Raw genomic sequence first — 15120 nt, forward strand, 5'->3', positions numbered from 1 at the left:
CCGGCAGAAGCGCTCGCGACGTGCGGGTGCCGCGGCGACCGGAGGCCGCCGGACACGACGGAGCCCCGGCCCCTCGAGGGCCCGCGGTGCGCGGGAGATCTCGAACGGCCGGGGCTCCCCGGGTCGTGCTGCGCCTAGAGGCGGGCGGGCGCCTGGGAGTGCGCGGCGTGCTCGTCGCGGAGCATGCCGAGCACCTGGGCGCGGAGGTCCTCCGGCGCCGTCTCCTTGCACGCCCGCTGCACGGCGACCGTCAGAACCACGCCGACCTTCGCCTCGTCGGCGCAGTCGCCGCATCCCGCCATGTGCTCGCGGATGTCGGCGGCGTCCTCCTTGCACAGCTCGTTGTGGAGGTACTCCTCGAGCTCGGCCTTCGCCTTCGTGCAGCCGCTGTCGGTCATTTCGTGCTCCCGGAAGTGAATGCGGCGCGGAATCCGCGCTCGCGTGCGTAGTCGGTGAGTCGTTCGCGCAGCATGCGCCGGCCGCGGTGCAGCCGGCTCATGACGGTCCCGACGGGGGTCTTCATGATGTCCGCGATCTCCTGGTAGGAGAAGCCTTCGACATCGGCGAAGTAGACGGCGAGCCGGAAGTCCTCCGGGATCGCCTGGAGCGCCTCCTTCACCGCGGTGTCGGGGAGGTGGTCGATCGCCTCCGCCTCGGCCGAGCGGCTGGAAGTGGCCGTGGTCGACTCGGCGCCGCCCAGCTGCCAGTCCTCGAGCTCGTCGATCGCGCTCTGGTAGGGCTCGCGCTGCTTCTTGCGGTACGAGTTGATGAACGTGTTCGTGAGGATGCGGTAGAGCCAGGCCTTCAGGTTGGTGCCCTGCTCGAACTGGCGGAATGCGCCGAACGCCTTCGCGAACGTCTCCTGCACGAGGTCCTGCGCGTCGGAGGGGTTCTTCGTCATCCGCAGACCGGCCGCGTAGAGCTGGTCGATGAAGGGCAGCGCCTGCTGCTCGAAGAGGGAGCGGAGATCGACGGGAGCCTCGACCGGGGCGTCGTCCAGCGACTCCTCGACGGTCTCCACGATCGTCTGCTCCGCGTCGGCGGGCTCGGGAGCCTCGTCGGCGGGGGTGGTGCGGGGTTCGTCGTCGCGAGTCATCACGAGCGATTCTAGAGCGGCGGCACGGCGGACGACCGGGGTTGCGGCGCGAGGGCGCCTTCGGGCGACGGGCCTGCTGCTCCGGAGGACCGGGGGTGCTGCCGTCATGCTCCGCCTCCGTCACGCTCCTGACGACGCCCTGCGCGCCGACTATCCTGACAACCGATGGTCTTCTCGCGTTATTCCGCCCCCGAGTTCGATCCGTACGGCGACGCCCGTGCGCTCCCCGGCGACGACGCCTGGCCCGCACCCCTCGCGGCCGGCGCTCTCGACGCCGAGGTCGGCCTGCCCGGCTCCAAGTCGCTGACCAACCGGGAGCTGGTGCTCGCCGCTCTGGCGGACGGACCCTCCACGCTGCGGGCGCCGCTGCACTCCCGCGACAGCGCCCTGATGATCGAGGCGCTGCGCTCGCTCGGCACCACGATCCGGGAGTCCGGCTCGACCGGCGGCTTCGGCGCCGACCTGGTCGTGGAGCCCGCGGAGGAGCTGCTCGGCTCGACGACGATCGACTGCGGGCTCGCGGGCACCGTGATGCGCTTCGTCCCGCCGCTGGCCGGCCTCGCGCTCGGCCCCACCACCTTCGACGGCGACGCGTACGCGGCGAAGCGGCCGATGGGGGCGACGATCGCCTCCCTCCGCGCGCTCGGCGTCGACGTCGCCGACGACGGCCGCGGCGCGCTCCCCTTCACCGTCCACGGCTCCGGGGCCGTCCGGGGCGGCGACGTCGTCGTCGACGCCTCGCGGTCGAGCCAGTTCGTCTCGGCGCTCCTGCTGGCCGGCGCCCGCTTCGAGGAGGGACTGCACCTGCGCCACGAGGGCAGCGCCGTCCCCTCCCGGCCCCACATCGACATGACCGTCGCCGCGCTGGCGGCACGGGGCGTCGAGGTCGGCACGCCCGCCGACGGCGAGTGGACCGTCGCGCCGCAGCCCATCGCCGGCGCCGACGTGCTGATCGAGCCCGACCTCTCGAACGCCGCGCCGTTCCTCGCTGCGGCCCTCGTCACGGGCGGCCGCGTCCGGCTTCGCCACTGGCCGGCCGTCACCACGCAGGTCGGGGCGCACCTCGAGCGGATCCTGCCGCTGTTCGGCGCCCGCGTCGAGCGCGACGGCGAGGACCTCGTGGTCACCGGCGGCGACGAGATCCTGGGCGTGGACCTCGACCTGTCGGAGGGAGGCGAGCTCGCCCCCGCCCTCGCCGCCCTCGCCGCGCTGGCCTCCACTCCCAGCACCCTGACCGGGATCGGCCACATCCGCCACCACGAGACGGACCGCCTCGCCGCCCTCGCCGCCGAGATCACCGGCCTCGGCGGCCGGGTCACGGAGCTCGAGGACGGTCTGCGCATCGAGCCGGCCGAGCTCCACGGCGGCCGCTGGCGCACCTACTCCGACCACCGCATGGCCCACGCCGGCGCTCTGATCGGCCTCGTGGTCCCCGGCGTGGTGATCGAGGACGTCGCGACGACAGCGAAGACCCTCCCGCAGTTCCCGGAGCTGTGGACGACCCTCGCCGGATCGGTCTGACCCGTGTCGTGGTGGACGGACAGCGGCCTCGACGCCGACGGTGCTCTCGACGACTTCGACGGGTACGACGAGTCGGACGCGCGGGTGCGCCCGAACCCGAAGGGCACGAAGCCCCGGACCAAGAACAGGCCCGCCTACGAGGACGCCGAGATCGCGATGGTGCTCGGCGTCGACCGGGGTCGCTACACGGTGATGATCGGCGACGGGACGCCCGAGGAGCACGAGTTCACGGCGGCCCGGGCCCGCGAGCTGCGGCGCCAGGCGATCGTGGCCGGCGACCGCGTCGACGTGGTCGGGGACTCCAGCGGCGACGAGGGGACGCTCGCCCGCATCGTCCGCATCCGCGAGCGGTCGACCCTCCTCCGCCGCAGCGCCGACGACACCGACGCGATCGAGCGCGTGATCGTCGCCAACGCCGACCAGATGCTCTGCGTGGTGGCCGCCGCCGACCCCGAGCCCCGGACCCGGCTGGTCGACCGCTACCTCGTCGCCGCCTTCGACGCCGGGATCACTCCGATGCTCTGCATCACCAAGACCGACCTCGCGGACCCGGCCCCGTTCCTCCGCAACTTCGAGGGGCTCGACCTCCGCGTGTTCCTCTCGAGCCAGGACGAGCCGCCGGTCGACGAGATCGCCGACGCCCTCCTCGGCCACGAGACCGTGGTCGTCGGGCACTCCGGAGTCGGCAAGTCCACCCTCGTGAACAAGCTCGTCCCGGACGCGCACCGGGCCATCGGGCGCGTGAACACCGTGACGGGCCGCGGCCGGCACACCTCGTCCTCCACCGTCTCGCTGCGCGTGGAGCGCGGCGACCGGCACGGCTGGGTGATCGACACCCCCGGCGTCCGCTCGTTCGGACTCGGCCACGTGAACACCGACAACATCCTCGGCGCGTTCACGACCCTCGCCGTGATCGCCCGGGACTGCCCGCGCGGCTGCACGCACCTGCCCGACTCCCCCGACTGCGCCATCATCGAGGCGGTCGAGGGCGGACTGCTGGGCGCCAGCGGACCGGAGCGCCTCGACTCGCTCCAGCGCCTCCTGACCACCTTCGCCACGACCGACGGAAGCAGACGATGACCGACCTCTCCCCCCTCCCCGCCGAGGCGCGCCTCGCCGCCGGCGACTCCGCTCCGGAGTTCACGCTGCCGAACCAGGACGGCGAGCCCGTCTCGCTCGCGGACTACCGCGGACGGCGCGTCATCCTGTTCTTCTACCCCGAGGCCGACACCCCCGGCTGCACCACGGAGGCCTGCGACTTCCGCGACAACGCGGCGTCCCTCCGCGACTCCGGCTACGAGGTCCTCGGGATCTCGCGGGACGCCCCGGAGGCGCTGCGCCGCTGGGCCGACGCCCAGGGCATCGCGTACCCGCTGCTGAGCGACCCCGACATGACCGTGCACCGCGCGTACGCGGTGTGGGGCGAGAAGAGCCTCTACGGCAAGACCGTCGTCGGCGTGCTGCGCTCGACGTTCGTCGTCGGAGCCGAGGGAGCGCTCGAGTTCGCGCAGTACGGCGTCCGGGCGACCGGGCACGTGCAGGCGCTCCGCAAGAAGCTGAAGCTCGTCTGACCCCGGGGCGCGCGGTGCAGGTCATCGTGCGCCACCGGCTCTCGGGGTTCCGCTCGTATGCGAGCATCTCTCATGTCGACGTGAGCGGCACCGCCCGGTGCCCCGTCGGGACGAGGGGTGGTCAGGGTGCGCTCGAATGCTCGCAGGACGACGGCCGCAGCGGCGATCGCGGTCGTGGCCGCTGTACTGGCGGGCTGCACGCCACCGGAGCCGGCGCTCACCGCCGCCAGGGTGCTGCAGGCGGTGTCCGTCGCCGTCTCGTTCGACGGGGGTGTCCGTGCGATCGAGGGGACGGCCCTCGCCGTCGGCGACGACCCGTCCGACACCTCGGCGACCACCACCGTCTACGATCCCCCCGAGGTCGCCGCCGACCTGCCGGTCCGTGTGCGGCCCTCGTGGCGTACCGCCGACGCCTCGGGCACCGATCCGGCCGACCTCGCCGGGCGCTCGGGTCGGATCGAGATCTCGCTCGCGGTGGAGAACCTGACGGTCCGACCCGAGGAGGTCGCGTTCGACGCGGCCGGTCGTGCAGCCCGCCGCAGTGCACTCGTCGGCGCTCCGCTGACGATCGCAGCCTCCGCGGTCCTGCCGGGCGTCTCGCCGAGTCGCGTCGTCACCGAGAGCGAGTCGGGGGCCGTCACCAACGGCGTGCTCAGCCGTGACGAGCACGGAGACGCCGTCGTCCAGTGGGCCGCTCTCCTCGCTCCCCCGGGCGGTGGCGCGACGGCGACGCTGACCCTCGTCGCCGACGTCGCCGACTTCGCCGTCCCCGCCTTCGACCTGGCGGTCCAGCCCGGCCTGAGCACCGACCCGACCACCGAGGGGGCGCTGGGCGCCGCGTTCGACTCCTCCGACGCCTCGCCGCTCGCCCTCGAGCGCCGCACGATCGAGGTCGTCACCGCGGTGGACGACCTGCTGACGCAGGCCGGCACCACCGTCGCCGAGGTGCGGGCCTCGCTCGACGCGACCTCCGAGACTCTCGGTGTCCGCACGGCCGAGGAGCTGCGGGCCGGCGCCGCCTCGACGGCGGCCTCGATGCAGAGCCTCTCCGGGCAGCTCGGCGCGCTCCGGGCGCAGCTGTCGTCGACGGTCTCGGGCACCGAGTCCGGCCTGCTGGCGCAGCTGTCCGAGGCGATCGACGCGGTGGACGCCCTGCTGGGCGATACATCGGCCGCGGTGCCGCCGCCGACGGTCTCGGGCAGCGGATGCGGAGTCGCCGTCGACGGCGGCCGCTCCGGCTCGATCCACTCCGAGCTGCTGCGGCTCACGGCCGAGCTCGACGCGTACGGAGCGGCGGCCGAGTCCTGCCGCGACGAGGTCGTCGCGGCTGTCCGTGCTGCCGCGGGGCCGGCACAGCCCTCCGCCGAGACCTGCAAGGCACCCTCGACCACCTGCTCCCTCGCCGCCTCCGGAGCCGCCGTCGACACCGTGCTGCTCGGGATGCTCGATCGCGGGCAGGACCTCGTCGACTCCCTGCAGCCGGAGCTGATGGACGGCGTGCAGGCCGGGTTCGCCGCCCTCGCGAGCAGGGTGGACGCCGCGTCGGCCTCGGTGGACACCCTGGCCGACCCGGAGGGATCCGTCACCCGGGCACTCGCCGCCCTGTCGGCGACGCTGGACGAGCTCGACGCGGACACCGCGGGCCTGGAGACGACGGTCGCCTCGGTCGGCACCGCCGCCACGACCGCCCTGGACGAGCTCGGCACGCCGACCAGCACGGGGTCGCTGTCGGCGCAGAACCAGGAGCTGGCCGATCGGCTCTGCGAGCTGTCGCCGGCGACACAGTCCCCTGCTGCCGCACCCACGCCGACCGGGCGCCCGACGCGCGCACCCGTGGAGGTGACCCGGGGCTCCGTCGAGGAGCTCCGCGCCTACCTGACCGCGACGCCCTGCTCCGGCACGGGCCGCCTCGACGCTCCCGACGGCTATCCGGCCCCCCTGGCCGATCGGCTGAGCGACCAGGTCCACGCGTGGACCGCCGTCGCCTCCACCGTCGGCAGCACCGGCGCTAGCGCCGACCTCGCCGCCCTGCGCGCCGCGCTCGCCACGGTCCGCGGAGGCGTGGCCGAGGCCGGCACGACGGCCGGCTCGGACGACACGCGCCTCACCGGCCTGCTCGCCTCCCTCCGCACCGGCGTCGACGCGCTGACCGCTCAGCGCGACGCCCTCGGCACCCGCATCGACGCTCTCGGTGCCCAGCAGGACGCTCTCGCACCGGCGATCCAGAAGGCGTTCGCCGAGGCGGACACGGCAGCCGCATCCGCGGTCACCGCACTCCTCGACGAGCAGGTGCGGCGGATCTCGACGCGCTCCGGCGCCGACGCCGACGCGGTCGTCGCGATGTTCGACCGGTCGGTCTCGAGCCTGCGCACGGCCTCCTCCGGCATCCGCTCCGACGGTGCAGCGACGGTGGACGCCGGGCACCGGGCTCTCCGCACCGCGGAGGCCCGGATCGGCGGGGCCGTCTCCGAGCGGACGCGCGCCTCCCTGGCCGGCATCGCGACGACGATCGACGCCTCGACCCGCGACACCGACGCGGCCGCCGCGCTCCTCGCAGCCGATCTGCACAAGGTGCTCCTGGACCTCGGTGACCGGACGGTCGGCGGCTCCGGCCTGCTCGGATCGATGACCACGAGTGCCGCGAAGGTCGGCACCGCCGACGTGCAGCTCGCCCTCGCCTCGCAGAGCGCACGGGGCTACGCCGCGGTGCGATCCGAGGACGTCTCGGGCATCCTGCTGGCGCAGGCCCAGGAGCGGGCCTCCCTCCGCGCCGGGGATGAGCTTCCCGCGTTCCACCTCGACCTGCCCGAGGGCACGCGGACCCGGACGGTCTACTCCTTCCGTATCGGGGACGAGCGATGACCCGCCTGGGCAGGCGCGAGGCGCAGCACCCCCGCACCGCCCGACGGAGCCCGATGCTGATCGGCGGCGCCGTCGCCCTCCTCGGCGTCAGCGGTGCCCTCGTCTCCCTCCTGCCCCCGCAGTCCGCCCCGATGACGGAGGTCGCCGCTCTCCCGGTCGGCTTCTCGTGCGCCCGGGTGCCCGAGCAGCTGACGCTCGGGGTGGTGGTCTCGCTCAGCTCGGCTCCGGGCGAGGGCGCGGAGTGGAAGGACGCGGCGAACGGTGCCGTCGTCGCAGCGCACCGGTCAGCGATGGGCGGCTGCGAGATCGGTCTCGTCGCCGTCGACGACCACGGGACGCCCGAGGGTGCCCGCGCCGCCGTCGAGGAGCTGACGGGCCAGGGCGTGTCCGGCCTCGTCCTCGCGACCCACGGCACCCACACCGCTGCGGCCGTGGACGCCGCTCGGGCAGCGGGGACAGCGGCCGTCCTCCCGTACGGAGGCGACCCCGCCCTGCCCGGCGACGGCGTCTGGTCCCTCGGACCCGACACCGCCTCGACCGACGCGGCACTCGTGGAGGAGGCCGGCGGAGGCGCCCGGGTACTCCTCGTCGACACCGGTGGAGGCACCCCGACCGGTCTCTCGCCCGCCGCGACGGTGACCGCCGATCCCGGCGCCACCGCGGACGTGATCATCACCGCCGCCCGCCCGCACCTCGAGGGCGAGCCGGCGGTCGAGCGCGTCGTCGTGTCCGGCCCCGCCGCGGCGCAGGCGACGGCGGTCGCCGCTCTGCAGGCGGCGGGGGCGTCCGTCCCGATCCTGCTCACGCCCGACGCGCTGAGCCCCGCCTTCACTCCCGCCCTGGCCGCGGCCGGAGGCACCCTCTCGGGAGATCTGACGACGATCGGCACGGATTCCGGCGACGCGGTCGCCCTCCGCGGCGACGAGCGCGGACGCGCGGCCTCCGCGTTCCTGGGGGCCGTGCGGATGACCGCCGACGATGCCGCGCGGGCGACCCTCCTCGGCGACCGCGCGTTCCGCGATCTCGCCGCGGTCGCGGACGCCCCCAGCCACGACGCCGTCGTGGCGCTCGTGCGAGCCGCGGCCGTCGCAGGCAGCAGGGAACCCTCGGCGGTCGCCGCCGCATTCCGGGGATCCACGATCGGACCGACGGACGGGCTCGCCGGTCCGCCGCTCGACTTCGGCGCCGCGCACGCTCTGGACGCCCCGGCACTCCCCCTCCACTCCTCGCCGCAGCGTCTCGGCCTGCGGCCCGCCGACCCGCCGCTGCTCTGGTTCGCCGGACAGCCCCGACCGTGAGCCCCCGGTGCGACTCCTCCTCGACCTCGACGGCACCCGCTCCGACATCGACCTCGGCCGCCACCGCGACTCCGTGACACTCGGCGAGCTGATCGCCACCGCCACCGGGCACCGCCTCCCGCCCGGGACGGCCCTCGCCGTCGACACCGCCCTGCATCCTGTGGAGACCCGGCTGGCCGATCTGCTGCTGCTCGAGGGAACGCGGATCGCCCGCTCCCCCCTGCCCCGACCTGCCACGGCCCGCGGGTGGACGGCCGTGCTGTCGGGCGGTCTCGGCGCGGGAGCCGTGGTCGAGATCCCGCGGGGCCGTGCGCTGATCGTGGGCCGCTCCCCGCACGCCGACGTCGTCCTCGACACGGCGAGCGCCTCCTGGGAGCACTTCTCGGTGACCCGCGAGGGCGACGGCCTGCGGGTGCGCGACGCCGACAGCACCAACGGCACTCTGGTCGACGGCGTCTCCGCGACGGGGGACGGGGTCCTCGTCTCCGACGCCGCGGTCGTGATCGCCGGTGGGGCGGCTCTCCGACTGCGCCCCGCGCCTCCCGAGCTCCTCGCGCCCGAGCCGGGGAGCACGGACAACGTCACCGCGACGGCGACCGTGCCCTTCAACCGGCCGCCGCGACCGGGACGTCCGGCGGCCGGCGAGGCGGTCGTCCCGCCGGCCCGCCTCGAGATCGCCTCCGCCACGACCTTCAGCGTGATCACCGTCGCCGCGCCGCTCGTCCTCGCCTTCGCGATGGTCCTCATCATGGGCGATGCGCGCTACGCCCTCTTCGCCGCGCTCAGCCCCGTGGCTGGGGTGGGCATGTGGTTCGAGCAGCGGCACCGGCACGCCCGAGCGACCCGGTCCGAGGAGCAGCGCTACGGCGAGGCGCTGCAGACGCTCCGCGACGCCATCGCCCGTTCCGCGCGTGTCGAACGGGCCCGCCTCGAGGAGGACGCGCCCGACCCGGCGACGACGATCCGCCGGGCGGCGCTGCCCGCCACGTCGCTGTGGCAGCGGCGCGCGACCTCCGCCGATGTGCTCCGCCTGCACATCGGCGTCGGCGACGTCCCGTGGTCTCCCCCGCTCGATCAGCGCGGAGTGCCGCGGCTCGAGGAGGAGGTGCGCGCGATCCTCGCGGTGAGCGTCGTCCCGAGCGCGCCGGTGTCCATCGATCTCGCGGACTCGGGCGTCGTCGGGATCGTCGGCGACCGCGAGGGCGGCCTCGCTCTGGCGAGGAGCCTGCTCTGCCAGGCGGCGGTCCACTGCGGTCCGGCCGACCTGGCGATCGGGGTGTTCTGCGACCGGCGACGGGACTCCGACTGGAGCTGGGCCTCCTGGCTCCCCCACACACGTCTGCCCGGGGGTGGACGCCGCCTCTCCGACCGGCGCGACCGCAGCTCCGAGCTCCTCCGCGCCCTCCGCGACGAGGACTCGCCGCGCGTGCTCCTGGTGCTCGACTCCGACGTGCTGACCGAGGGACGCGCCGCTCCGGCGCGCGAACTCCTCGGACTCGGCCGCGGCGAGCGCGAGGCGGCGACCCGGATCTCCGGCCTCGTCCTCGCGGCGTCGGAGGAGCAGCTCCCCGCCTCCTGCACGGTCGTCGTCCGGGTCGGAGCGGACGCCTCGGCGGTCCTCTCCCGGCCCGACGAGCGGATCACCGTCGAGGACGTGGTGCTCGCCGGTCTCGCCTCCTCCACGGCCGAGCGCTGTGCGCGCGACCTGGCGCGCTTCGAGGACCCGGAGCTCGTCACCGCGGGGGCGGCCCTCTCCGCGCTCGTGCGGCTGCCGCCGCTCCTGGGCGCCGATCGTCCGACCGCCGCGGACGTCCGGCGGTGGTGGTCGAGCGCCCGGGGCGTGCGCGCGCCCGTCGGCTCGTCCGAGCACGGTCCGCTCGTGGTCGATCTCGTCGCCGACGGCCCGCACGGCCTGGTCGGCGGCACCACGGGCTCGGGCAAGAGCGAGTTCCTGCGCTCCTTCGTGGCCGGCCTCGCGGCCTGGAACGATCCGACTCGCCTCACCTTCGTGCTCATCGACTTCAAGGGAGGTGCAGCGTTCGCGTCCTGCGAGCGGCTCCCGCACACGATCGGCACCATCAGCAACCTCGACGCCCAGCTCGCCGACCGCGCGCTGCGCTCGCTCCAGGCCGAGATGCGGCGTCGTCAGCGGCTCTTCGCCGCCGCCGGCGAGGGTGTCGACGACCTCGACGCGTACTGGGCCACCTCGCCGCCGGAGCCGATGCCGCGGCTCCTGCTCGTCGTCGACGAGTTCGCCGTTCTCGCGAAGGAGCATCCCGACGTCCTGACGTCCCTCGTGAGCGTCGCCGCGGTCGGCAGGACGCTCGGCGTGCACATGATCCTCGCCACCCAGCGTCCTGCCGGAGTGGTGAACGACGACATCCTCGCCAACACCAACCTCCGCGTCGCCCTCCGGGTGCAGAGCCGGGACGACTCCGCCGACGTGATCGGAGTTGCGAGTGCGGCCGGGATCTCCCGCTCCCAGACCGGCCGGGCGTACGTGAAGCGGGGCCAGAACGACATCTTGCCCGTCCAGACGGCGCTGGTCACCGGTCGCGCGGAGGCGCCGGCCGTCGAGGCGATCGAGGTCCGCCCGGTCGGACCCACGGGCGTCCCCGTCGAGGGCCCCTCCCCGGTCGCCGCCGAAGAGACGGCCCCGACCGATCTCGACCTCCTGATCGACGCGGTGGTCGAGGCGGACGCCGCTTCGGGCTTCGGCCCTCCCCGCCCGATCTGGCCGGAGCCGCTCGAGGACACCGTGGCCCTCAGCGGGTTCGGTGCGGAGGAGTCCGACCTCGGTCGCGTCGTCGGCGACGTCCTGCACGTCGCACTCTCGGACGACCCCGACCGGCAGCGCCGGACGCCGACCGGCTGGGATCTGGGCGAGGGGAACCTGCTCCTCATCGGCATCCCCGGCAGCGGCACCAGCACGGCGCTCGCGTCGATCGCACTGACGGCCGCCCGCCACTTCCCCCCGGACGAGCTCGACCTCTACGTCCTCGATGCCGGTTGCCGCGACTCCGCCCCGCTCGCGCGACTCCCGCACACCGTCTCCTACGCCGGCGCAGGTGGCGGATCCCACGAGAAGCAGACCCGGTTCCTCCGTCACCTCCGCGACGAGGTGCGCCGGCGCCGAGCATCGCCCGGGGGCCACCGTCGTGCGCTGGTGCTCGTCGACGGTCTCGCGACTCTGAAGGACGAGTTCCAGGACTGGGAGGGCCTGGCTCTGATGGAGGCGTTCACCCGCGCCTACGCCGACGGACCGGAGCTCGGCCTGCACTTCGCGGTGACGAGCACCCGGGCGAGGGCGATCCCCTCGGTGATGGAGGAGGTCACGACGCAGAAGTGGCTGTTCCGCCTCGCCGACCCGCAGGACTACGCCGCCGCCGGGGTGAAGCCGGTGCAGGCGCCGGCAGCAGTGCCGGGGCGCTGCGTTCTCACCTCGTCGCTCCTGCAGACGCAGGTCGCGACTCCGAGGGCCGGTCTCGACGACGCGATCGCCGAGCTCGCGGCCGCTTGGCCGGATGCGCGCGGCAGGACGAGCACGGTCGGCACGCTTCCCGACAGGGTCGCCGTGAGCGCGCTCGGGATCGAGGCCCGCTTCGATCGCGAGCCGTGGCTGCTCCCGATCGGCCTCGGCGAGTCGGACCTCGCCCCGCTGGCGTTCCAGGTCTTCGAGGGCGAGCACGTCGTCATCGCCGGACCCGCCCGATCGGGCAAGTCGACCGTGCTGCTCGCCCTGGCCGAGGCGGCGCGGGCCGCCGGCTCGGTCGCCGTCTGGGGAGTGTGCGATCGACGCTCCCCGCTCAGGGGCGCCGACCTCGACCGACTCGCCGTGGGCGCGGAGGAGCTCTGCACCCTCCTCACGTCGCTGTCGACGGAGGAGGGCCCCGTGCTGCTCCTTCTCGACGACGCCGAACGCTGGGACGACACCGACCAGGCGCTGATGAGGCTGGTCTCGTCGGGTCGCCCGGGACTCTGCGTCGTGCTGGCCGGCCGGTCGAGCGAGCTCCGCAGCCATTTCGGGAACTGGACGAAGAAGGCGGCGGCCTCCCGCTCCGTGCTGCTGCTCCAGCCCGACATCGACAACGACGGCACTCTCCTCGGCGCGCAGATCCCGCGGCGCTTCCCCGTCCCGCCCACGGTGGGCCGGGGCTTCGTCAGCCTCGACGGCGAGATCCACTTCGTGCAGTCGGTCTCGCCGACGCCGGCGGACGGCGGCGGATCAGCGCCCTCGGGCGGGTGATCGCGCCTCCGCCACCGAGTCGATCGGCGCGTCCTCCTCGAGAGCGCTCCGATCACTCCGAGACGCACCGATGGAGGTGCGCGGAGGAAGGAGCGCGGAGACGACGAGCACGTCCCGCCCCCGCTCGCCGGAGCACGCAGGGGCGGGACGGCCGGTCAGCTCCCTCCGCCGGCGGCGAAGATGTTCTGCGAGATCGTCGCCAGCTGGCCGCGCAGCTCCTCGAGCTCCTGCTTGGCCTTCTCGAGGGCCGACTTCGTCTCCGGCCAGGTCGACGAGCGGAACTGCGAGGCCAGCGGACCATCCCAGACGTTCGGGTCGGACAGTGTCCGCCCCTGTGCGTCGAGCCGGCTGATCTGATCGGCGAGGCCGCCGTTGACGATCGACTGGATCTGCTGGATCGCGGACTTCGCCTCGTCGGTCGAGAGAACACGTGACATGGATCACACCTTTCTACCCCTGCGGACGGGACCGTCCCGACCGCTCCCCACTCCACCAACGTTTCATGAGGATGTCTCGTCATGGTAGAAGGCAAGACAGCACAGACGGCTCGCGTGGCGTCGACGGCTCGACACTGGCGCGGGAGGTCGACTCACTCGCGAGTGGTGATCGCGAAGGGACTGCTCGAGAGGTCCGAGAACGCGCCCACTCGGGCGCGCAGCTCGCAGGACGGAGTCACCGTGAGGGCGGTCACCGTCAGCCCGTCGGACGACACGGCGACCGCGCCGCCGCAACCGTCGCTGAACCGCACGCCCTCCACTCCGCCCGCGATCGCGTCGAGCATGCTGCTCGCCGGCGCGGACGACGGCGTCGCCAGCAGGGGATTCACGGGGTCCGCCCCGCTCGGCCAGACCGGCACCAGCGTCACCGGCAGCGGGGTCCGGCCGACCGTCCGCGCGGGAGTCTCGATCCGCACATCCCGCAGCCGCTGCACGGGATACGCCGTCCCGGTGACCGCAGGGTCGGCCACCGCCTGTGCCGTCGCTGATGCGGCCGCCGCGAGCCACCCGTCCAGGGCGCTCTGCTCGGCCACCGCGATCGGCACGGTCGCCGTGACGTCGACGATCCCCTGCGCCGGGACGTGCAGGTCCGTCAGGCTCCAACCGCAGCCGACCCCGACTCCGGTGACGCTCGGCCGGTTGCGCACCGCCGTCACTCCGGACCAGCTGGCCGCGGGGCACGCCGCCGCGGCGTCCGGGCCCGGCAGCACCTCGAGGAAGGACCCCGAGAGGGGCGCGCTCTGGGCGGAGTAGGAGATCTCGACGACCACGGCCCGTCGCTCCGCGTCCCAGATGGCCGATCGCGTCACTCCGAGACCCGTCGGCAGCGGCCGGTCCTGCTGCCGGGCCGACAGCTCGGCATCCGGTGCCGAGGCCGGTGCTCCGCCGTCGCGCGGCTGGACGGCGAGGAGCATCGCCCCGATGAGCAGGACGCCGGCGCCGACGGCGGCGAGGATCATCCGCAGACGTCCGCCGCGCCCCCGCCGAGCAGGAGCCTCGAACGGCCGTTCCGCCAGGCGCAGCTCGCTGCGCGGCACCGGGCGGAGCACGGTCGCCTGCGACGACGGGCCGAGCTCGGGAGCGGGCCCCTCCTCCACCGGCTCCGACGACATCTCCACCGCCATCCCGCGGAGGACCGTGCCCGGGCGCTCGGCCTCCTCGAACTCCGCCGCGCCCGCCGCGAGCGGCAGCGCCGGCAACCCGGCCAGCGCCGGGGAGAGGCGTCGCAGGATCCCCGCCGCCTCCGCAGCCGTCGGCCGCGACGCCGGATCCTTCGCGAGCATCTGGTCCAGGAGCGACGCGAGCCGCGGCGGCAGATCCAGCGGCGGCGGGAGCATCGCGACGTGCCGGTAGGCGACCGCGACGTCGGCGCCGGGACCGGCGAAGGGGGTCCGGCCGCACAGCAGCTCGTAGAGCAGGATCCCCGTCGAGTAGACGTCGCTCGGCGGGCCGGCCGCTCCGGTGGCGAGCATCTCGGGCGAGAGGTACTCCGGCGTCCCGATGACACCCGTCGTCGCGCGCGGCCCCTCGGCGACCACATGAGCGATGCCGAAGTCGGAGACGCGGACGGCGGAGCCCGCATCGTCCGCACCCTCCGCGAGCAGGACGTTGTCGGGCTTCACGTCCCGGTGGACCGTGCCGATCGCATGCGCGGCGGCGAGAGCGTCGAGGATCGAGGCCGCCACGGGCAGCGCATCGACCGCCGGGAGGGTGCCCTCGTCCCGCAGCAGCTCCCGCAGCGATCCGCCGCCGACGAGCTCCATCACGATCCCGAGCGTCTCCCCCTCCACGACGAGGTCGAGCACCTCCACGACGTGCGGGTGCCGCAGACGGGTGAGCACCGACCTCTCACGGACGAACCGCTCGACCAGGCCCGCGTCGTGCACGTGCTCACCGCGGAGGAGCTTCGCCGCGCGGTCCGGCCCCTGCGCGTCAGCGACGCGCCACACCTCGCCCGCGGCACCCGAGCCGATCCGCTCGAGCAGGCGGTAGCGCGCCCCCAACGGATCCCCAGCACTCCTCACCATGC

Annotated in this window: 10 protein-coding genes; 6 read left to right on the forward strand and 4 right to left on the reverse strand. The window is 74.4% G+C overall.

Annotation, left to right across the window (positions count from 1 at the left end):
• Positions 1-134 precede the first annotated feature (134 nt).
• Both C5C63_RS01260 and C5C63_RS01265 read right to left on the reverse strand, forming a co-directional pair.
• Positions 135-398 (reverse strand): zf-HC2 domain-containing protein, encoded by a 264-nt coding sequence (locus C5C63_RS01260; protein WP_104325360.1) that lies wholly within the window; start codon positions 396-398, stop codon positions 135-137.
• Positions 395-1096, reverse strand: a complete 702-nt coding sequence (locus C5C63_RS01265; protein ID WP_104224117.1) for a sigma-70 family RNA polymerase sigma factor — start codon at positions 1094-1096, stop codon at positions 395-397. Before C5C63_RS01265 ends, C5C63_RS01260 begins: the two co-directional genes overlap by 4 nt.
• A 165-nt stretch (positions 1097-1261) precedes the next feature.
• Here C5C63_RS01265 and aroA point away from each other — a divergent pair, with 165 nt between their 5' ends.
• The 6 genes from aroA to C5C63_RS01295 all read left to right on the forward strand — a co-directional run bounded on the left by aroA (position 1262) and on the right by C5C63_RS01295 (position 12594).
• Positions 1262-2617: a 3-phosphoshikimate 1-carboxyvinyltransferase gene (gene aroA, locus C5C63_RS01270; protein ID WP_104225496.1), complete on the forward strand. Its 1356-nt coding sequence runs from the start codon at positions 1262-1264 to the stop codon at positions 2615-2617.
• A 3-nt stretch (positions 2618-2620) separates the two neighbouring features.
• A complete protein-coding gene (gene rsgA / locus C5C63_RS01275) occupies positions 2621-3697 on the forward strand; it encodes a ribosome small subunit-dependent GTPase A (RefSeq protein WP_104224119.1) in 1077 nt (358 codons plus the stop codon).
• Positions 3694-4188 carry a thioredoxin-dependent thiol peroxidase gene (gene bcp / locus C5C63_RS01280; protein ID WP_104232788.1) on the forward strand — a complete coding sequence of 165 codons (495 nt, stop codon included), beginning with the start codon at positions 3694-3696 and terminating at the stop codon, positions 4186-4188. Before rsgA ends, bcp begins: the two co-directional genes overlap by 4 nt.
• A gap of 126 nt (positions 4189-4314) precedes the next feature.
• Entirely contained in the window at positions 4315-7050 is a 2736-nt protein-coding gene (locus C5C63_RS01285) for a hypothetical protein (protein ID WP_146078407.1), read from the forward strand.
• Entirely contained in the window at positions 7047-8348 is a 1302-nt protein-coding gene (locus C5C63_RS01290; protein WP_146078408.1) for a hypothetical protein, read from the forward strand. Before C5C63_RS01285 ends, C5C63_RS01290 begins: the two co-directional genes overlap by 4 nt.
• Positions 8349-8355: 7 nt before the next feature.
• Positions 8356-12594: an FtsK/SpoIIIE domain-containing protein gene (locus tag C5C63_RS01295; protein WP_104325361.1), complete on the forward strand. Its 4239-nt coding sequence runs from the start codon at positions 8356-8358 to the stop codon at positions 12592-12594.
• A gap of 155 nt (positions 12595-12749) precedes the next feature.
• Here the strand turns inward: C5C63_RS01295 and C5C63_RS01300 are convergent, their stop codons facing one another.
• Together C5C63_RS01300 and C5C63_RS01305 are read right to left on the reverse strand one after the other, a co-directional pair.
• Entirely contained in the window at positions 12750-13031 is a 282-nt protein-coding gene (locus tag C5C63_RS01300) for a pyrophosphorylase (RefSeq protein ID WP_104291592.1), read from the reverse strand.
• Between the two features lie 152 nt (positions 13032-13183).
• On the reverse strand, positions 13184-15118 hold the full coding sequence (locus C5C63_RS01305) for a serine/threonine-protein kinase (protein WP_104325362.1): 1935 nt from the start codon (positions 15116-15118) through the stop codon (positions 13184-13186).
• Positions 15119-15120: the final 2 nt, after the last annotated feature.

This window comes from Rathayibacter sp. AY1B8, from assembly GCF_002932775.1.
Classification (GTDB): domain Bacteria; phylum Actinomycetota; class Actinomycetes; order Actinomycetales; family Microbacteriaceae; genus Rathayibacter.